Raw genomic sequence first — 18,923 nt, 5'->3', positions numbered from 1 at the left:
TTATATGGGCTGCGTACTTCTTGTCAGTAATACCAACAGCCAAAAACCACTGATTGCTTTTCGATCAACAGAGCAGCGGTTTGCAAGGAGTATTATACGTGTTTTCTATACTTCATCTACAAAAGCAGACAGCCAAAAACTAAAAATCACCCACCAAAAACCGCCTATTCTACTCCGGTTTCTTCCGCCGAGATGCGCCAGAGCCGGCTGGCTTCAGTGGGGTTGGTGGCGCGGCCGGAGCAGCGGGCGGGCTTGCCGCCGGCAAAGTACCGGCCGCTTACGCTGGCCAGCTCGGGAGCAGTGGCCAGGTGCAGCGTGGTAGCTGCGCCCTGGTCGGGCGAAACCATCAGCGGGCGGGCCACCTGCCAGAGGGCGCGCATCACCCGGGACGTGTCCGGGCGCATCAGGCCGGTGTTCACCATGCCGGGGTGCAGGCAATTGGCCGTGATGCCGGTCAGGTCGAGCCGGTGGGCCAGTTCTTTGGTAAACAAAATGTTAGCCAGCTTGGAATCGGCGTAGGCCGTGAGCCAGCTGTACTTGTCGGGCGAATTACGGGCTTCCCGGTCGGGTTCAATCTCGCCTACCCAGTGCGCCACCGATGAAACCGTGACTACCCGCGCCTGACCAGCGGCATCCAGCAGCGGTAGCAGTAAGTTGGTAAGCGTATAAGGTGCCAGGTGGTTAGTAGCCCAGCATAGCTCGTGGCCTTCCTCCGTGATGGTGAGGTGCCCGGGCATGATACCGGCATTATTGATCAGAATATCCAGCTGGCTGAATTCCTGCTGCATTTCCCGGGCCAGCGTATACACGTTGCGCAGCAACGATAGGTCGAAGCACTTCACATGCACCAGGGCTTCTGGCCCGGCCGCCAGCTGAATGGCCTGCTGGGCACGGGCGGCTTTCTCGGTGTCGCGGCCTACTACTATCACGCGGGCTCCCCGGCGGGCCAGCTCCCGGGCCGTAACCAGCCCGATACCACTGGTAGCACCGGTTATCAGAGCGGTTTTGCCCGCCATTGGCAGCACGGAAGCGGTTACCATACAATAGAATTCATACTTGAGACTCTCTACAGACGCAGCCAGGGGCCGGATGGTTGGGCCGTCAGCAGGAACTTACGCCTGCTGCAGGACCCGCAGCTGTTCCTCGATTTCGGTAAACAACGGCCGGGCTGTTGTCTCGGGTTGGGCGCACCGGTGCTGTAGCGCCCGTAGCTCGGCCCCCAGCTGTTCGGTGGCGGCAGGTGAGCAATGATCCAGCAGCTCCTCCAGCAAACAGGCAAACGCCCGGACTTCCAGCTGCTGCAGGGCCCGTGCCGTTGCAGCTTCAGCTGGGGCAAAGAAACTGGCAGCTCCAAAATCACCGAGCAGGCTGTCGCCGTTTTGGGTAACGAGGATATTGTGGGCGTACAGGTCGCCGTGCAGAATGCCCTGCGCGTGCAGGTGTGCCGCCGCCGCCGCCATGCCCTGGGCGATGCGCAGCGCCATTGCCAGCGAGAAGGTGGTACCGGCGGGGTACACGTCGCGGGTGCAGGTCCGGAAGCTCGGCGGGCCGGCCAGGTTTCGGAAGTCCGGCGAAATCAACTCCATGACCAAACCTTCCGCTTCGGTGGGGTGGTCGGTTATTTTTCCGGCTACGGCAATAAGGTGCGGGTGGGTGCCGGCACTGATGCAGGCCACCATTTCGCTGTGCGGCAACCCATCGGAGGTGACGGCCCCTTTGAACAGCTTTACCGCCACCGGGGTAGGAGGCAGGGCCGGCCGTTGCCAGTGGGCCTGATAAATAACACCCGATGCGCCTTCCCCCAACACGCCCTGAAGCGCCAGCTCAGACCACGCAATGGGGAGAATTGGTGAGCGTAGCAGGGCCGCCTCTTCGGCATGCCGGCTGCACGGGTTGCCCGCGTAGGCCAGCCAGGTAAGGCGGGGCAGGCGCAAAAGCCAGCCGGGTAGTATCGGTAGTTGATTGGCGGCCAGGCGCAGCAGCTCCAGGTTGTGGCAGTGGGCCAGTTCCGGCGGCAGCTCCCGCAGCCGGTTGCCAGCCAGCATCAGCTTCTGCAGCTGCCGGCACTGCCCAAGCTCCGGCGGCAGGGTCTCCAGCTGGTTATCGGTTAGGATAAGCCAGCGCAGCAGTGGCGGCAGGGCCGCGCCGGGCAGCGTCCGGATCTGGTTGGCCTTGAAGCCCACCATTTCCAGGGCCGGGCATTGGCCCAGCACTTCCGGCACGCGGGTGAAGCGGTTATCAGAGCAGAACAGAATCCGCAGCCGCCGTAACTGCCCCAGGTCTGCCGGTAGCTCCGACAACGCATTGCCCGACAGGTTCAGAATTTCGAGCGTATCGGCCAGCGCAAGAATTTCGCGGGGAAATTCGGTGAGGCCTTCCGCCAGGTCGAGCCGGGTGGCTCCGGCTAGTTCCCCGGCCTGTAGTTGTTGGAGTGTATGCATAGAGCGGGTAATCCATCAAAAAGCCGCTCCCGAAACTCGGAAGCGGCTTTTTGCGAAACGAAAATCAGCAGAGCCGTACACTACCCCCCGGTAGGGGCAGTTGGCACCGTGAGTTAGAAAGGCAGGTCGTTGTCGTCGTCCGAAGCAATGGGAGCGGCCGAGGCGCGCAGGTTCGGGTTCGAGTTCTGAGCCGGAGCGGCAGCAGCGCGAGGAGCCGCCTGCTGGTAGCCACCACCCTGAGGAGCAGCGGCAGCACCCGTGCCCGACTCGATGCGCCAGGCTTCGAGGTTGGTGAAGTACAGCATCTGGCCGTTCTTATTGAACCCACGGCCCCGCAGGTTGAAGGAGATTTTTACCTCGTCGCCGATTTTGTAGGGGTCGATAAGCGCGGTTTTATCCTGTACCAACTGGAACTTGATATGCTCGGGATACTGGCCGTCTACGACCTCCAGCACGAACTCGCGCTTGCGGAATTTTTCGCTCACCTGCTGTTCGTCGAAAATTTCGTGCAGGCGGCCGGTAGCTTCGTAAGCCATAAGGTTGAATATGTTTGGGGAGTTGAAAACAGTAAACCAAACCTACGAAAAAAAACGCGGTTAGTTCGGGCTCCGGGCCGCCATTCGGGGCCGGTGGCCTGACTACCTTTGCCTTGCGTTTTTGCCCACCCACCACTTTTTTCTACCCATGACTGCTTCCTTCGCTTTGGCCCTGCACGGCGGTGCCGGCACCATTTCGCCCGCCCTGATGACCCCCGACAAGGAGCATGCTTATCAGCGCGCCCTGTTGGCGGCCCTGGAGGCGGGCACGGCCGTATTGCGCCAGGGCGGCCCCGCCCTCGATGCCGTGGAGCAGGCCGTGCGCAGCCTCGAAGACTGCCCGCTGTTCAACGCCGGCCGGGGCGCGGTATTCACGCACGACGGCCACCACGAAATGGATGCCGCCATTATGGACGGCCGCAACCGCGCTGCCGGGGCCGTGGCCGGGGCCCGCGCCGTGCAGAATCCTATTCGGGCCGCCCGGTTGGTCATGGAGCAAACCGAACATGTACTGCTGGCCTACCCCGGAGCCGATGAACTGGCCCGCCTGCATAACCTGCCCATGCAGCCACCGGAATATTTCTTTACCCAGCACCGCTTCGACCAGCTGCAGGAGGCCCTGCAGGAAGGCCGGATGCGCCTCGACCATTCCCAGGCCCTGCCCAACGAAGACCCGAAAAAGAAAATGGGCACGGTAGGGGCGGTGGCCCGGGACCAGCATGGCCACCTGGCCGCCGCCACCAGCACCGGTGGCATGACCAACAAGCAGTACTCCCGCATCGGCGACTCGCCCATCATCGGGAGCGGTACCTTTGCCGACGACCGGACCTGCGCCATCAGTTGCACCGGGCACGGCGAGTTTTTCCTGCGGGCCGTAGTAGCGCATGACATCAGCTGCCTCATGGAATATCGGGGCCTCTCGTTGGCCGAGGCCTGCCGGGTGGTGGTGCACGAGAAGCTGGCTCCTGTTGGGGGCGAAGGTGGCCTGGTAGCCGTAGACGCAGCCGGTAACGTGGCCCTGCCTTTCAACTCCGAAGGTATGTACCGAGCCAGCCTTACCTCCGCCGATACGGGCCCGTTCGTAGCCATCTACAAGTGAGGCCAATCGGTCGTTTCCGGCAGCTGTATATATAAGGAGTGACCTGCGGTTCAGGCCGGCTTTGGAAGTTGCAGTTCGGAATAAAGCGGATTGCTCATTTGTATAAAGATAAAAACCCACTTTTCGAGTAGAAAAGTGGGTTTTTATGTATTTGGATAAGGCGAGTTAACCGGCCGGGGCCGGCTCGTTAGCTCCCTGGCCGGCGGTGAGGCGCGCTGACTCGGCCGCCTGCTGGCGGAGCTTGAGGTCGGGGTAGAATTCGCGCTGCGTGATATCGTAGAGGTTACTCTTCACCAGTACATGCAGCTGCATACTCTCGATGGAAATGGCCTCGCCTTTTTTAGCGGCGGCGGCATTGTTGTGCTCCAGCTTATGACCATCCATGATGATGACCAGGTTGGAGCCGATGGTTTCGAGCAGGTTGCCTTCGGTGATAAGGACGCCGGTGTCTTCCCCCAGCCCGATGCCGATAAGCTTGGGGTGCAGGGCTACCGCCTCGATGAGGCGGCCGAAGCGGCCCCGCTTGACGAAGTGCGAGTCAATCACCACATTATCCAGGAAGCCCAGCCCGGCACCCATTTTCACGGCTCCTTTCATCAAAGCATCGGGTACGCTGCCGCCCTTAATCATCGTTTTCGACATGGCTACGGCTCCGGCCGAGGTGCCGGCAATGATAAAGTTCGGCGTGTTGTAGTACCGGTGCTTGAGCGTGCGCAGAAACTCTGTTTCGCCAAACATTTCGGTGAGGCGCGACTGATTGCCGCCCGAGAACATCACAATATCGGCCCGGGTGAGGCGCTCCACATACTGCGGGTCCAGTGCTTCGTCGCGGGTGCGAATGTTCATAATGTTCACGTTGTTGCAGTTGAGCATCGTGAACGAGGAAATATAGACGCGCGCCACTTCCTCCGGAATCATGGAGGCAGTGGTGATGACTTCGATGGCGGGGTCCTCCTTACCCGATTCCAGAATCACGCGCTTGAGAATGCCCAGCTCAAAAAAATTGAGGTAGTATTTCTTTTTAGTGCGCGGGTTGGGGTAGGTGCCCTTGTCCTCGTTGCCTCCAATGGCAATGAGCTTACCGAGCGGTTTTTGGTTTTTCAAGGCAGAAATCAACTTAAGCAAACAAAAGAAAAGACCGGCAGCGGGTAGCAAAGGCCGAAAAACCAGTGCCCACCAGTAGCGCAGGCGGCCAGCTGACAAGCAAGGTTCGGGCCACGCGAGCCTTTTCAGGAAGAAAAAGAATGAACAACCCGCCACGTTCGGTCAGGGTTTCAGGCAGCAGCATGCGTACCTGTCCCGAAGCAACAAAAAACAGCTGATTCGTGTGGGCTGCTCCCGCTCAACGCCGGAACCTACCCGGCGGGGCGGCCCAGCAGCGCGTCGAAGGTAACGGTTGCAACGGCGTGGTAGTTGGGGCGGGCCTCAGCGTAGAGCCGCTGGGCATAGGCCAGCCCGTCGGGCGTAGCCAGCAGGGCCCGGTACAGCGGCACCAGGAACTTGCGCCGGCCCACCCGCGTCAGGAACTGATGCAGGGCTTCCTCGGCGGGAGCATAACCGGCTGCAATGGTATGTGGAAACCAGGCAGCCAGAATCTCGGCGTTGCCGGACTGCGTGAACCCGAAGGCGGCGTCCAGGGCCGTTAGCTGCTCCGGGTGGAGCCCGGCAGGTAGCCCGTGCAGGAAGTGAACCCACTCGTGGCTGCTCCAGTCAGCAGTGGCCAGGGCCAGGGCCGGGGTTCCGCTTTGCCAGGCGCGCTGGGCTTTCTCAACCGCCACAAACCGCTCGGAGGAAACCGGCGGAGCTACGTCCGGAATCCCGGGGCCGCTGACCCAGGCATCGAGCTGCACCTGTTCTTCCAGGCCCGGGTGTTTGTCGAGGAGTTCCTGGCGCAGATAGGTGAGGAAGGAAGCCGTGTCCATGCTCTGGAAACTGTGCCGGGCAAAGTACTCCTTTATAAAGGTGTCGAGGGCAGGGCGTCCTACCAGGTGTTCCAGCGTAAGAAGCAGGTAGTCGCCCTTCTCGTAGGCAATTTCGTTGAGGCCCTCATCCGGGTCGCGGCCGGCCAGGTTTAGCAGCAGGTGCGTGTCCGGGCTGGTAGCGCCCAACTCCTGCACGGTGTGGAGCAGGGCGGAGTGGCCCAGCATCTGCAGCATATCCGCGTAGGGCTTGCCATAGAGCTGCTCCATAATGCGCCGCTCGAAGTACACGGTAAAGCCCTCGTTCAGCCAGAAATCATTCCAGGTGGCGTTTGTCACCAGGTTGCCGCTCCAGGAGTGGGCCAGCTCGTGGGCCACCAGGCTGGTCAGGCTCCGGTCGCCGGCCAGAATGGTAGGCGTTACAAAAGTTAAGCGCGGGTTTTCCATGCCCCCAAACGGAAAAGAGGGTGGGAGCACCAGCAAATCGTACCGTTCCCAGCGGTAAGGTCCGTACAAGTCTTCAGCGGTGGTCACCATCTGCTCCAGGTCCTCGAACTCACTGGCCGCAACGGGCAGCGTAATGGGTTCGGCATACACACCCGTACGCGGACTCAGCGGCCGGAATTCCACCTCGCCCACCGCCAGGGCCATAAGGTAAGCGGGAATGGGCTGGGTCATGCGGAAGTGGTAGACGCCGCTGGGGTCGAGCTGCTGCGGGTTCTCGGCACTCATCAGCGGCAGCAGATGGGCGGGTACCTCTACGCGGGCCTCGTAGGTGAAGCGTACACCAGGCGAGTCCTGACACGGAATCCAGGTGCGGGCCAGGATGGCCTGCGACTGAGTAAACAGAAACGGCTGCCGGCGGCCGGCCGTCTGCGCCGGGCTGAGCCACTGCAAAGCGGCCGCGTCGGGCGTAGTCTGGTACCGGATGCTGACGGCGGTAGTGTCGGGGCGAAGCTGGATGTGCAGGGCCTGACCCAGGACCGGGTCATGGGAACCAAGATGAAATGAAGCTGGCGTACCGCTTGGCCCATCAAGCAGCACGGCTTCGATCTGCAGGCCGCGCACATCGAGGATCAGCTCCTGAGCTGTGTCTGCGGCCCGGCGCAGCTGCCAGGTAGCAGAGCCCCGTAGAATCTGTTGCGTAAAGTCGACAGTCAGGTGGAGCCGCAGGTGATGCACGCTGACCTCGGCGGGGCGGGCGTGGCTGTGCGGGTCGGCGGAGAAAAGCAGGTTGGACATCATTACGAAGGGCAGGAGAGGAGGCACCCGGCAGCGGCGCGTACGGGTCGGGCAAAAGTAGCAATTGCCATCTGGGCTCAGGGTTACGATAAAAGGGGCCGGCAGGGATGGAAAATTGTCGGGGCAAAACGTCTAACTTGCGCCGTTGGGCAAGAAGCACCGGTACTGACAACTCCGCCGTACCGAAATCAGTACAACGCCCTGACTGCGCCGGCCCCGTGGCTGCCGCTGGTCAGAAACCGTTTTATTGATTCTTCTCCCGACCACCCCGCATGAACGAATTCCATCGTCCTACTTTTCTTACTACTTTCTGCTGCTGGCTGCTGGGCCTGCTGCTGTGCACCTCCGTGGTGTCGTGCAGCCAGGACCAGAAGGCGCAGCTGAAGGAAGCCCTGCCCGGCGGCTTCACCAAAGCCGGCGGAGCCCAGCCTAAGCTCGACAGCGTGTACATTGTAAAGTACATGAGCACCGAGCCTAAATTCAAGGACCAGACCGAATGGGCCAAGAAATTTTACCGGGAGCGGGGCTTCCGCCTGGGCTGGTTCCGCAACCACGAGCTGGTACCACAGGCCCGCACTCTGCTTGGGGTCATCAACAAAGCCGCCGACGAAGGGCTGGATCCTAAGGAGTACAAAACCAAGGACTTCGAGAAACTTTTCAAGGACCTCGAAGCCGCCCAGGGGGACTCAACCAAGCGTAATACGCTGGAAAAGGAAATCGACGTGGCGCTGTCAGGGACCTATTTCAACTATGCTTCCGACTTCTACCGGGGCACCGTAGATCCGCGCGCCGTGAAGGCCATTGACTGGAATGTAAAGCGCAACAAAATCAAGCTGCACAAGGCGCTGATGACCATTCTGAAGGAGCGGGAAAGCACCTACGGCTACTATGATTTCGAACCCCTGCACCCTGAGTATGACCGGCTGAAAAAGGCCCTGGCCGACTACCGCGCCATTCAGCGCAACGGCGGCTGGCCAGTGTTGCCGGCTACCACTCGCCTGAAGCCGGGAGCCACTTCGGCCGCCGTAGCTGTGCTGCGGACCCGACTGCTGGGCCCTGATGCTGCCGCTCCGACGACTGGCACGCCGGCCGTAGCCGTGGCCAACAACCCCGGTAAGCCGGCTGCTCCTGCCGCCCCGGTTGCCCAGGCGTACGATGCCGAGTTGGTAGCTGCCGTGAAAGAATTTCAGGCCATGAACGGGTTGAAACCGGATGGTATCGTAACCGGTGAGACGTTGCGTCTGCTCAACATTTCGGTGGCCCAGCGCATCGATCAGATTACGCTGAACATGGAACGCTGGCGCTGGATTCCGAAGAAGTTTGAGCCGAATTATCTGCTCGTGAACATTCCGGAATACACCCTGCATGTGGTGGAGGAGAACAAGGAGAAATTCACCATGCCGGTCATCGTGGGCAAGACGCTCAACGCCACACCGGTCTTCAGCGACAAGATGGAATTTGTGGTGCTGGCTCCTTACTGGAACGTGCCGTTCAGCATCATCGACAAAGAGCTCCGGCCCAAGCTGGTGGGCAATGCACAGGCCACGCTCGACCGCCTCGATATGGAAGTGGTGAAAGGCTGGGGGGCCAAAGCTACCCCTGTCGACCCCAATAGCATCGACTGGGCCAACGTAAGCCAGAAGACCTGGAAGTATACGCTGCGTCGCCGGCCCGGCCCCAAAAACGACCTTGGCGACGTGAAGTTTATCTTCCCGAACTCCAATGATATCTACCTCCACGATACGCCCCACGACGAGTTGTTCAGCCAGACCAAGCGCGGCTTCAGCCATGGCTGCGTGCGGGTAGCCGAGCCCATTAAGCTGGCCGAATACCTGCTGCGTGACAAGCCCGACTGGGACCGGACAGCCATTATGGATACCATTGCCGGCCGCCGGGAGAAGTACGTAACCCTGCCCGAGAAGCTGCCCGTGTATCTGGTGTACTTCACTACCTGGGTAGATGAAGCCGGCAAGGTTCACTTCCGCGACGATATCTACGGCCACGACAAGGCCCTGGCCAAAGAGTACTTCAACTAGCGTGGTGTAGTAGCACCATTGCCCTTTCGGGTGTTGCCGCGCTGTCGGCCATCCGTTATTTCAGCCCCCGCCCCGGTTGCTTTGTCAGCCGGTTAGCGGGGGCTGTTGCGTTCAATACAGTCCGTCTCAGCGCGTGACGCAGAGAGGAGCAGGGATACTTTCTGGGCAAGGCCCGCCCACGCCGAAAAACTAAACCGCTGAGCGAATCTAGGTGACTGGCAGGTGCGCGGTGCTCAGGAAATGACAACGTAGAGTCCAGCGCAACGCACGGTATAGCTGCTTTAGGGCTAAATAAAGAAAGGAGTAAGCAGCTAACGAATGAATTACAATTGTATTCAGCAATTTAGTGATATAGACATTGTAAATACAAATGTAAATACCGAGAGAGTGTATATGAGGTGCGAAACAAAAGTAAACACAGCAAAGAACCTGTTGAAGATGAGAACGAGCTACGTACATTTGTAAATCTTCATAACTCACCATGCTTGACCGGATTCGAGAGCTGTTAACAACTCGTCAGCTTACTTCTACCCAGTTCGCGGATGCCATTGGTGTATCACGGCCGGTTATCAGCCATATCCTGAGCGGCCGCAATAAGCCCAGCCTGGAGGTAGTACAGAAGGTTCTGGCGGCCTTCCCCGATGTATCGGTGAGTTGGTTGCTGAATGGCAGTGGTTCGATGCTGGAAGTACAGGCTGTGGAGCGGGTAAATCGGCCGCCCGACGCTCCGCGTCGGCGTGCCGCTCCCGATGCTACTCCTATCCCGTCTTTAGTGGCCGCTACGGCCCCTGTTATAGCCCCTGCGGCCGCTCCAGAGCCCGCCGTACTCCTCGTTGCGGCCTCGGCACCTGCTCCGGATCCTGTTTTAGTGCCGGCTGCCCTGCCAGAGCCTGCCACTCTACCAGGGCAGCCGGCACTAAAACAGGATCCGGAGCCGATAGGCCCTCCCCCAGCTAGTTCAGTTTCCAACGGCGTGGATATAGCGCAGGGCCTGGCTGATCCGGGTAAAAGAATCCGCCGTATAGTAATCTTCTACCAGGACGGCACATTCGCGGACTACCAGCCCGAAACCACGCGGTAGAATCGGAACCCTCGTGGTAGTCTGGGCCCCGAAAAGTAGGGCCTGATCTAAGCAGGTGTGCAGTTTATAGTGCTGATGTGCAATTTGGCAGACCAGGTTTACAGTTCCGGGTACACTGCTGAAACGAGTCCATTAAGAATGGCCGTGATGTCGGGATAGTGAATGCGTTTTGGCGATATAGTGATATAATATTATCTGCTAATAGGGTTGCTAGCAAATAGGTTTATAGATAGTTAAGTGTAAGTTTATCAGCAGGTTAAAAAGTTAAATATTAAGTGTTGGTTCATTTTATATAGTTTGGGATTGAATAACTGAAGTATAGGAAATGTTTTAATAGCGAGAATGAGTTATACAGCCTATGGGAGGGCCTTTCAAGCAGCCCAGTTTGCTAATTTGATTGACGAGCGTAGATGGTTGTAAAGTGATACTACGCTTCTGCTGCTTTACTCAGGAGAATATCTGGCAGGAGAACCGGAATCCGGTACAGGATGCTAAAACGGCTCAATAGCGAAATACCGGAAGCCTTGGAGACGATTTGGGCTGTTTACAAATACAACCTTGCTTTTTCTGCCGCCAAGCAGAGGAGCGTATGGAGTTGCTTCGTCTACACTTGTAAATAGCAGCGGCGTGGGTAGCATGTTCGGGAAGCGGAGTTACATCTGTAATTCGATCTTGGCGAAATACTCCTGCTACATCCCGGGTGTTAGTGCTTGTCCGGATTCGGGGTGGTGCTTACCTTTGGGCTATGAAAAATCTTCGTCTGCTCCTCCTGTTCGCCGCTGGCGCCTCGCTGTTTCTGTCGTCCTGCTCGCAAGCTCCTGACGCGGAGAAAGACCCCAACGCTGACGCCGCCTACAAGCGCAGCCACCGCACCGAGGGCTACCGCGAGGCGCAGCGCAGCAACGTGAACTACTAAGCTCCCCGGCCCCGACCGGTCCTGACACACAAAAGCCCCGTCGGCAGTTGGCCGGCGGGGCTTTTGTGTGTCAGGGTGGCGCAAAGCCGCAAGCCAGCGTACTTACAGGGCCATTACGAGTTGCGGCGTGGGCTGCGGCAGCAGCGCCGAGAGCTGAATGCCGGCCAGCAATTCGCCCTCCAGCAGGTCGGCCCAGGTGCGCATGTACAGCACGACGTCATCGCGCTGGTTGTGGCGCAGGGCGTCGCGGCGCTCGAAGGGAATGGCAGCCCGGATGGTAGGGTCGGAGAGGCGTTCCAGATGCGTCAGATCCTGGCGGGTGAATCCCAGGGCCAGCATCTCATCAATGGTAGCATCAATGGGCAGACCGCTGGTGGGGCAGTAGTCGGTCAACTGCCGCTCCCAGTCGCCGTAGCGTTCCATCGCCCGAGCATGAATTTCAGCCTTGGTAAGCCGGGTAATGGTCTGGGCCAGGTGGCCGCAGTTACAACTGCCCATATGGCCCCACTGGTACGGAGCCTGGCTGCTGAGACGATGGGCCGTGTCGCGCAGGGCCTGAATGACGGGAAGCGTGCGTTGTGCCATAACGAAACAAAGTAAGTGAAAGCTGCCCTCGGGGCATCTGGGAAAGTAAGCAACAGGTGGCCCGGAATGTTTATGCGGCGGCCGTGAAACCGGGCAACGTAAAACGCCCCAACCAACCGGCCGGGGCGTTTCTATTACGTGCTGTTCAGGGAAATTCCGGAAGCGCCGGAACCTGCCCGGTCGTCCTAGCGGTTACCGCCGCCCCGGAAGCGGCGCTGGCCGCCCCGGCCAGCCCCACCGGCGCTGCCACCTTCCGGGTGTGAGGAACCCGCCGGCCGGCCCGCTGCCGCGTGGCCGCCGCGCTGTCCTTCCCGCCCCGAGTTGCCGCTAGGCCGCTCACTACGGCCACTGCCGCCTTGACCACCCTGGCTGCGCTGGCCTTCCGGCCGGCCCGAGCCGGCGGGTTGCTGCCCGCGGCCCGGACGCGCCGGGCGACCGGCCGGACCTTTCGGACGCTTGATGGCCGGACCGCCCGAAAGCGGCACCGGGGCCACAGCGCTGGAGGTGTACGGATGATTCTGCACCACTGGAATCTGGCGGCGGATGAGCTTCTGGATGTCCTGGAAGTAGGCGCGCTCCTCATCATCACAGAAGGAGAGGGCGGTGCCGTTGGCGCCGGCACGGCCCGTGCGGCCGATACGGTGCACGTAGGACTCGGGCTCGTTGGGAATTTCGTAGTTGATGACGTGGGTCAACTCATCCACATCAATGCCCCGGGCGGCAATGTCAGTAGCTACCAGTACGCGGGTTGCGCCGGCCTTGAAGTTGCTGAGGGCGCGCTGGCGGTGGTTTTGCGACTTGTTGCCGTGGATGGCCTCGGCCTCAATACCGGCCTTTTCCAGCGTGCGGACCACCTTATCAGCCCCGTGCTTGGTACGGGTGAAAACCAGCACCCGACGGATGTTCTTGTCCTGTAGCACATGCTCCAGCAGGTCGGCCTTGTCGTTTTTCTCCACCATATACACCGCCTGGGTCACGGTATCGGCCGTGCTCGACACGGGCGTGACGGCTACTTTTACCGGGTTGGGCCGCAGAATGGTGTCGGCCAGGTCCTGAATCTGACCGGGCATAGTGGCGGAGAAGAACAGCGTCTGGCGCTGCTTGGGCAGCTTGGGCAGAATCCGCTTGATGTCGTGGATGAAGCCCATGTCCAGCATCCGGTCGGCTTCGTCCAGCACGAATACCTCAATGTTGCGCAGGTCGATGAAGCCCTGGTTCATCAGGTCGAGCAGGCGGCCGGGGGTGGCAATGAGCACCTCTACGCCGCGCTTGAGAATCTGCACCTGTGGGTGCTGGCCCACGCCGCCGAAGATGACGGTGGAGCGCAATTTGGGCAAATGACGGCCGTAAGCCTGAAAGCTTTCCCCGATCTGAATGGCCAGCTCACGGGTGGGCGTGAGGACCAGACAGCGGATGCGGCCAGGTGCGTGGCGCTCTACCTGAGCCGTCTGGTGCAGAATCTGAAGAATGGGAACGGTGAAAGCGGCCGTTTTGCCGGTGCCCGTCTGGGCAATGCCCAGCAGGTCGTGGCCTTCCAGCACCTGCGGAATGGCCTGCTGCTGAATGGGCGTGGGGGTAACGTAGCCTTCCTCGCGCAAAGCGCTAAGGATAGGCTCAATCAGGTTGAGTTCGTCGAACGACATCTAGAAAAAAAAAGCGGCTGCCCCGGGGCAGCGAAAATGGCACAGCTATAAGAGCCCGCAAAGGTCGGGTTTTTTAACTTATAGCGCCCGCCCGCCAACATAAAACCCCGTAGCCTCGGCCCGGGTAGAGCAGGGTGATACGCCTAGCGCCCGGTGAAATCCGTATACCTTGGCACTTCTGAACCTTATTTTCCTGCTTTCTTATGCACGTCACGGAGCGAAAAATAGTCTACAACGGTCACTATAAACTCAGTCAGCTGCTGGTGCAGGATGGGGAGGACGTGCTGAAACGGGAGCGGTTCGAGCCCGGCACGGCCGTAGCGGCGCTGGTCTACCACACCGGCACCCGGCAGTATATTCTTACCCGCCAGTACCGCATCGGGCCCGAGGACGAAATAGTAGAGCTGGCCGCCGGCATGGTGGACGGCGATGAGGAACCGCAGGCCGCCATCCGCCGCGAGATTCACGAGGAGCTGGGCTACGACGTGGACCGGCTGGAACTCATCACCCGGCTGCTGCCCTCGCCTGGCACAAGTTCGGAAGTCATTACCGTGTTCTACGCCGAAGTCAGCCATCAGTCGGGGCAGGGGGGCGGGCTGGCCGAGGAAAGCGAAAAGATTGAGGCCGTGCCCTTCACTGCCGAGGAACTGGGGCAGGCGCGCTTCGAGGACGCCAAAACGCTGGTGGCAGTACAGTGGGCCCGCCTGCGGGAAGCCGCGAACTAGCCCTGGATTATACGCAAGCAGGCCCTAACTTCTACTGAAGCCAAGGCCTGCTTATTTGACTATATGGCTAAAAACTACTGCGCCTTGATGATATACTCAAAGTTCTGTTTTGTTTTTGCGTCATTGATAGTCAGGATGATATCCTGTGGAGCTTCGGATTTAACAAATGGGATAACCCGCTTGCTCATGTACAGGTCACGGTTCCAGAAGCGGCCGTTGCCGGCCGTCAGCCCGGGGACGTTCAGTACCTCTTTGCCATCCTTGTCTTTGGCTACCAGGCTCAGGTAGGCGGGGTCAGCATTGGCGGCTCCCCGGCGGTACATGGTCACGGTAAGCTGGCCGCCGACGGGCAGTTGCGTAAAGCGGCGCTGGTAGGTAGTATCGGCCCAGCTGTTCATGCGTTTCAGCTCATTGATTTCGGTGAGCAGCTCGCTGTAGGGGCGGTAGGCCACGCGGGTTACGCAGGCATCCACCTCGGCATCCTCGTCGGTGTTTTTCGTGACGTTGAGCACGTAAGGGCTTTCCTCGTCCTTCTTGGGGAAGGTGTATTTTTTACGGGGCTTGCCGGGCATGTACTGGGCGGAGGCTGCCAGGGCGCCCAGAAACAGAACGGCGAGGAGGAAAAATTTCTTCATAGGGAGTGATAAAAGCAACTAGGGGGTGAAGGCCGGATTCCGGTCTGGCAAAGATACGGAATACCCCGGCCGCTGCCACCGGTTTCGGCCAACAAGCCACGGGGTTCGACGGGACGCGGCCGCCGACAGATTAAGCAGCGCCTGCCTGGCCGGAATTGATGATACCGTAACCCGCCGGTAACGCCCGCGTCATGTGCCGTGCGGTTCTTTGCAGTGGATTAAACTGCTGAAAATCATGTGGACTCCAATTGCTTTCCCGCTGGCCCACCAGATGGTGCGCGCGGTAGCCTACCGGCTGTTTCAACTGGCCCTGGTGCTGGCCTACCTGTTGCGCTCCGTGGGGGCGCTACGGCTGCCTTTCCACTTCAACCACGCCGCCACCGATGATAAAAAGCCCCCGGGTAGCCGTCGGGTGCGGCCCCGGACGTCATTTTCGGCCCGCCCAGCGCTGTAAGCAAGGCTTCAAGTAGAACGACTGTTTTCGCGGGCCGCCTGATGGTCCTTTGCCCCCTTCGATGAAGCAGAAAACCGCAAAGCGCCGCCTCGACGTGTGCGTGATTTCCGACGTCCACCTGGGTACTTACGGCTGCCATGCCCCCGAGCTGCTGCGCTACCTCAAAAGCGTGCGGCCCCGGGAACTGGTCCTCAACGGGGATATTGTGGACATCTGGCAGTTCAGCAAGAACTACTGGCCCGCCGCCCACATGCGGGTAGTGCGCTACCTGGCCAGTCTGGCCGCCAAGGGTACCCGGATTCATTACCTCACCGGCAACCACGACGAGCTGCTGCGCAAGTTTGCCGGCACCCGGCTCGGGGCCCTGCGCATCGATAACAAGTTGGTGCTGGAGCTGCCCCACGGCCGTACCTGGCTGTTTCACGGCGACATATTCGACGTAACCATGCGCCATTCGCGGTGGCTCGCCCGCCTTGGCAGTCACGGCTACGACTTGCTGATTCTGCTCAACCGCCTCGTGAACTGGGGGCTCACCAGCCTGGGCCGGCCACGGGTAGCGTTGTCGAAGGCGGTGAAGGACCGCGTGAAGAGTGCCGTAAGTCTGGTAAGCGACTTTGAGCAGACGGCCGCTGCTATTGCGGCCGACCGGGGCTACCGCTACGTGGCTTGCGGCCATATTCACTGTCCCGAAATAAAGGAGCTGCACACGCCACAGGGGCCGGTGACGTATCTGAACTCCGGCGATTGGGTGGAAAACCTGACAGCCCTGGAGTACACTGCTGCGGCCGGCTGGCAGCTCTACCGCTACCACGACGACCCCCGCATGCAGCAGCCCCAGCCCCCGGAACCTGCCGAACCCGACGCGGAGGATGCCGCCGCCGATGCCCCGGCCGCCGCGCTGCTGGCCGATTTGTTGCGCGAAATCGGGATGAGCTAAGCGCGCGGTTCAGACGGGCCAGTCGGGGTACTATCCAACAATAACAACTGCCAATCTTCACTTCATGCGCATACTATATGCCATTCAGGGCACCGGCAACGGGCATCTGAGCCGGGCCCTGGATATTGTACCACTGCTGCAGCAGCGGGCCGAACGGGTAGATGTGCTGGTGAGCGGCCCGCCGGCCGATATTGAACTGCCCTTTTCCGTCCGCTACCGGTGCCACGGGCTGGGCTTTGTTTTTGGGAAGAAGGGGGGCATCAACTTCGTAAAAACCTTCTGGCAGCTCAACTCCAAGGCGTTTCTGCGCGAGCTGCGTGACTTGCCGGTGGAAATGTACGACTTGGTTATCAGTGATTTTGAGCCGGTTTCGGCCTGGGCGTGCCGGCGGCGCGGCGTGCCCTGCGTGGCCCTGAGCCATCAGGCCGCAGTGCTGAGCGAATATGCCCCCGAGCCCCGTGTGCCCGACCCTGTGGGCCGGGCCGTGCTGCGTCACTACGCGCCGACAACTTGGCAGTATGGCTTCCATTTCCAGCCCTACGAGCCGCACATTCACACGCCCGTTATCCGGCGGCAGGTGCGCGAGCTTACGGTCCACCACGAAAGCCATTATACCGTGTATCTGCCCGCTTTTGATGAAGCTACGCTGGTTAGCCGGCTGCGCTATCTTAGCCGCGCGGTGCGCTGGGAAGTATTCAGTAAGCACAGCCGGCAGGAGTCGGAGCACGGCAACGTGCGGGTGCGCCCGGTCAGCGGAGCCGCCTTCACCGATAGCCTGGCCCGGAGCGCGGGCGTCCTGTGCGGGGCCGGTTTCGAAACCCCGGCGGAGGCATTGTACCTCGGGAAAAAGCTGTTGGTAGTGCCCATGAAACAGCAATACGAACAGGCCTGCAACGCGACGGCCCTGGCCCACATGGGGGTGCCGGTAGTACGTAACCTCAAAGACAAGTCATTGGCTGTCCTCGACCACTGGCTGCAATACGGCCGCCCCGTTGCAGTGGAGTATCCCGATGAGACGGCCAGTATATTGGATAAGCTGCTGCTGGAAGCGGGACGGGTAGCGGGTGGGGAAGCTGTGAAAGGGCAAGTGGCGGATTTCTGGGTGTGACGGACCGACCTGCTGAATTGCCGGGGCTGCGTATGCCAGTAGCCGCCCGATCCGGCCCGGCGCTGCCGGCTGTCCTTTTCCAACTCCACTAGTGCGCATGCTTCCTCCCGCTTTTTATCCTGCCTCTGCACCAACTACTTTTTCCCGTTCCGACTTTGGGGCTGACTTCCGGTGGGGCGTATCGGCGGCGGCCTACCAAACGGAGGGCGCCTGGAACACGGACGGCAAAGGCCCTAGCATCTGGGATGAGTTTGTCCGTCGGCGGGGCCGGATTAAGCGGGGTGAAACAGCCGAAATTTCGGCTGACTTTTACCACCGCTGGCCGCAGGACCTGGACTTGCTAAACCAAATGGGTATAGATGATTTCCGGTTTTCAGTGGCATGGGCGCGTGTTTTACCGGAGGGAAAGGGTATTGTTAACCAAAAGGGAATAGATTTTTATAGCCGGTTGGTAGACGGCTGCCTCACGCGTGGCATCACCCCCTGGCTTACAGCCTACCACTGGGACCTGCCTCTGGCGCTGCAACAGTTGGGCGGGTGGACCAACCGCAGCGTGGTGGGCTGGTTTACGGATTACGTGGAACTGCTGGCCGCTCGGCTCGGTGACCGGGTGCAGCACTGGATGGTCCTCAACGAACCGATGGTATTCACCGGGGCCGGGCACCTGCTGGGCGTGCATGCGCCGGGCCGGCGGAGTCTGGGCGGGTTTCTGGCGGCTACCCACCACGCCACGCTGGCGCAGGCCGAAGGGGGCCGGGCCCTGCGCGCGGCCCTGCCCGCTACGGCCCGCATCGGTACCACGTTTTCCTGCTCCTACCTCACGCCCGCCCGGCCTGGGCTGGCCCGGGACGAGCGCGCCACCCGCCGGGCCGATGCCCTGCTCAACCGCCTGTTCGTGGAGCCGGCCCTGGGGCTGGGCTACCCCGTGGCCGATTTGCCCCTGCTTAACTGGCTGGACCGTTACCACCAGCCCGGCGACGAGGACCGGCTGCCGTTTGCCTTCGACTTTCTGGGGGTGCAGAACTACACCCGCGAAGTAGTGCAGCATGCTCCCTACGTGCCGCTGCTATGGGCGCGGCTGGTGGGCGCCGCCGCCCGGGGCGTGCCGTTCACGGACATGGGCTGGGAGGTGTATCCTGAAAGCCTTTACTATATGCTGCGGCAGTTTGCCGCCTACCCCAACGCGCCGCGCCTGCTGGTCACCGAAAACGGCGCGGCTTTCCCCGACCAGCTTAACCTCATGGGAAGCGTCCCGGACGCGGCCCGGCAGGCCTATCTGCAGGCCTGTATCGGGCAGGTACTGCGGGCCCGGCAGGAGGGAGTACCCGTCGAGGGCTACTTCGCCTGGTCATTCACCGATAACTTCGAGTGGGCCGAGGGCTACGCGCCCCGCTTTGGCTTGGTGCATGTCGACTACGAAACCCAGCGGCGCACCATAAAAGACTCCGGCCACTGGTACGGGCGGTTTCTGGCGGGGGAGCAGGTCCGGCTGCCACGCTGAGAAGCCGGAGGTGGAGTGAAATGGCCTTCACGATTCGGTAATCGGTTCATCATCTTGCCGTAACA

At 60.6% G+C, this 18,923-nt stretch carries 18 protein-coding genes; 9 read left to right on the top strand and 9 right to left on the bottom strand.

All coding sequences use genetic code 11. From position 1 onward, the window contains the following. Positions 1-164: 164 nt before the first annotated feature. The 3 genes from HSW_RS13300 to HSW_RS13290 all read right to left on the bottom strand — a co-directional run bounded on the left by HSW_RS13300 (position 165) and on the right by HSW_RS13290 (position 2,977). The gene (locus tag HSW_RS13300) at positions 165-1,040 is read right to left on the bottom strand and encodes an SDR family oxidoreductase (RefSeq protein ID WP_052346421.1); all 876 of its coding nucleotides are present in this window, start codon (positions 1,038-1,040) and stop codon (positions 165-167) included. 72 nt (positions 1,041-1,112) lie between these two features. Continuing rightward, the gene (locus HSW_RS13295; RefSeq protein ID WP_044002329.1) at positions 1,113-2,441 is read right to left on the bottom strand and encodes a leucine-rich repeat-containing protein kinase family protein; all 1,329 of its coding nucleotides are present in this window, start codon (positions 2,439-2,441) and stop codon (positions 1,113-1,115) included. A gap of 113 nt (positions 2,442-2,554) precedes the next feature. Then, positions 2,555-2,977 carry a DUF3127 domain-containing protein gene (locus HSW_RS13290; protein ID WP_044002328.1) on the bottom strand — a complete coding sequence of 141 codons (423 nt, stop codon included), beginning with the start codon at positions 2,975-2,977 and terminating at the stop codon, positions 2,555-2,557. Positions 2,978-3,125: 148 nt separating this feature from the next. Between HSW_RS13290 and HSW_RS13285 the strand changes: the two genes are divergently transcribed. Beyond that, positions 3,126-4,076 (top strand): isoaspartyl peptidase/L-asparaginase family protein, encoded by a 951-nt coding sequence (locus HSW_RS13285; protein ID WP_044002327.1) that lies wholly within the window; start codon positions 3,126-3,128, stop codon positions 4,074-4,076. 165 nt (positions 4,077-4,241) lie between these two features. On the opposite strand, the gene HSW_RS13280 is transcribed toward HSW_RS13285, so the two are convergent. The 3 genes from HSW_RS13280 to HSW_RS13275 form a co-directional block, all read right to left on the bottom strand. Further along, complete coding sequence (locus HSW_RS13280) at positions 4,242-5,180, bottom strand: cyanophycinase (RefSeq protein ID WP_044004700.1); 939 nt, start codon at positions 5,178-5,180, stop codon at positions 4,242-4,244. Between the two features lie 13 nt (positions 5,181-5,193). After that, on the bottom strand, positions 5,194-5,364 hold the full coding sequence (locus HSW_RS24300; protein WP_155832972.1) for a hypothetical protein: 171 nt from the start codon (positions 5,362-5,364) through the stop codon (positions 5,194-5,196). A 67-nt stretch (positions 5,365-5,431) separates the two neighbouring features. After that, on the bottom strand, positions 5,432-7,237 hold the full coding sequence (locus HSW_RS13275; RefSeq protein WP_044004698.1) for a M1 family metallopeptidase: 1,806 nt from the start codon (positions 7,235-7,237) through the stop codon (positions 5,432-5,434). A gap of 272 nt (positions 7,238-7,509) precedes the next feature. Between HSW_RS13275 and HSW_RS13270 the strand changes: the two genes are divergently transcribed. From HSW_RS13270 to HSW_RS24295, 3 genes are all read left to right on the top strand, one after another. Beyond that, positions 7,510-9,273, top strand: coding sequence for a L,D-transpeptidase family protein (locus HSW_RS13270; RefSeq protein ID WP_044002326.1), 1,764 nt, complete (start codon positions 7,510-7,512; stop codon positions 9,271-9,273). A 481-nt stretch (positions 9,274-9,754) separates the two neighbouring features. Further along, positions 9,755-10,354 carry a helix-turn-helix domain-containing protein gene (locus tag HSW_RS22885; protein WP_052346420.1) on the top strand — a complete coding sequence of 200 codons (600 nt, stop codon included), beginning with the start codon at positions 9,755-9,757 and terminating at the stop codon, positions 10,352-10,354. A gap of 745 nt (positions 10,355-11,099) precedes the next feature. Next, positions 11,100-11,270, top strand: coding sequence for a hypothetical protein (locus tag HSW_RS24295; RefSeq protein WP_155832971.1), 171 nt, complete (start codon positions 11,100-11,102; stop codon positions 11,268-11,270). Between the two features lie 102 nt (positions 11,271-11,372). Here the strand turns inward: HSW_RS24295 and HSW_RS13260 are convergent, their stop codons facing one another. After that, a complete protein-coding gene (locus HSW_RS13260; protein WP_044002325.1) occupies positions 11,373-11,855 on the bottom strand; it encodes a hypothetical protein in 483 nt (160 codons plus the stop codon). Positions 11,856-12,040: 185 nt separating this feature from the next. Then, positions 12,041-13,498 (bottom strand): DEAD/DEAH box helicase, encoded by a 1,458-nt coding sequence (locus tag HSW_RS13255; RefSeq protein WP_044002324.1) that lies wholly within the window; start codon positions 13,496-13,498, stop codon positions 12,041-12,043. A gap of 203 nt (positions 13,499-13,701) precedes the next feature. Here HSW_RS13255 and HSW_RS13250 point away from each other — a divergent pair, with 203 nt between their 5' ends. Further along, positions 13,702-14,223, top strand: a complete 522-nt coding sequence (locus HSW_RS13250; RefSeq protein ID WP_044002323.1) for an NUDIX domain-containing protein — start codon at positions 13,702-13,704, stop codon at positions 14,221-14,223. 74 nt (positions 14,224-14,297) lie between these two features. On the opposite strand, the gene HSW_RS13245 is transcribed toward HSW_RS13250, so the two are convergent. Beyond that, complete coding sequence (locus tag HSW_RS13245) at positions 14,298-14,858, bottom strand: hypothetical protein (RefSeq protein ID WP_044002322.1); 561 nt, start codon at positions 14,856-14,858, stop codon at positions 14,298-14,300. 235 nt (positions 14,859-15,093) lie between these two features. On the opposite strand from HSW_RS13245, the gene HSW_RS13240 reads away from it, so the two are divergent. From HSW_RS13240 to HSW_RS13225, 4 genes are all read left to right on the top strand, one after another. Then, a complete protein-coding gene (locus HSW_RS13240) occupies positions 15,094-15,312 on the top strand; it encodes a hypothetical protein (protein ID WP_044002321.1) in 219 nt (72 codons plus the stop codon). Positions 15,313-15,373: 61 nt separating this feature from the next. Continuing rightward, positions 15,374-16,249: a UDP-2,3-diacylglucosamine diphosphatase gene (locus tag HSW_RS13235; protein ID WP_071883108.1), complete on the top strand. Its 876-nt coding sequence runs from the start codon at positions 15,374-15,376 to the stop codon at positions 16,247-16,249. A gap of 64 nt (positions 16,250-16,313) precedes the next feature. After that, the gene (locus HSW_RS13230) at positions 16,314-17,357 is read left to right on the top strand and encodes a glycosyltransferase family protein (RefSeq protein WP_052346419.1); all 1,044 of its coding nucleotides are present in this window, start codon (positions 16,314-16,316) and stop codon (positions 17,355-17,357) included. A gap of 97 nt (positions 17,358-17,454) precedes the next feature. Then, the gene (locus tag HSW_RS13225; RefSeq protein ID WP_044002320.1) at positions 17,455-18,858 is read left to right on the top strand and encodes a GH1 family beta-glucosidase; all 1,404 of its coding nucleotides are present in this window, start codon (positions 17,455-17,457) and stop codon (positions 18,856-18,858) included. Positions 18,859-18,923: the final 65 nt, after the last annotated feature.

The sequence above is a fragment of the Hymenobacter swuensis DY53 genome (assembly GCF_000576555.1).
GTDB classification, from domain to species: domain Bacteria; phylum Bacteroidota; class Bacteroidia; order Cytophagales; family Hymenobacteraceae; genus Hymenobacter; species Hymenobacter swuensis.
Note: the sequence above shows the minus strand (reverse complement) of the source record. Positions and strands in the feature narration are given on the sequence as shown.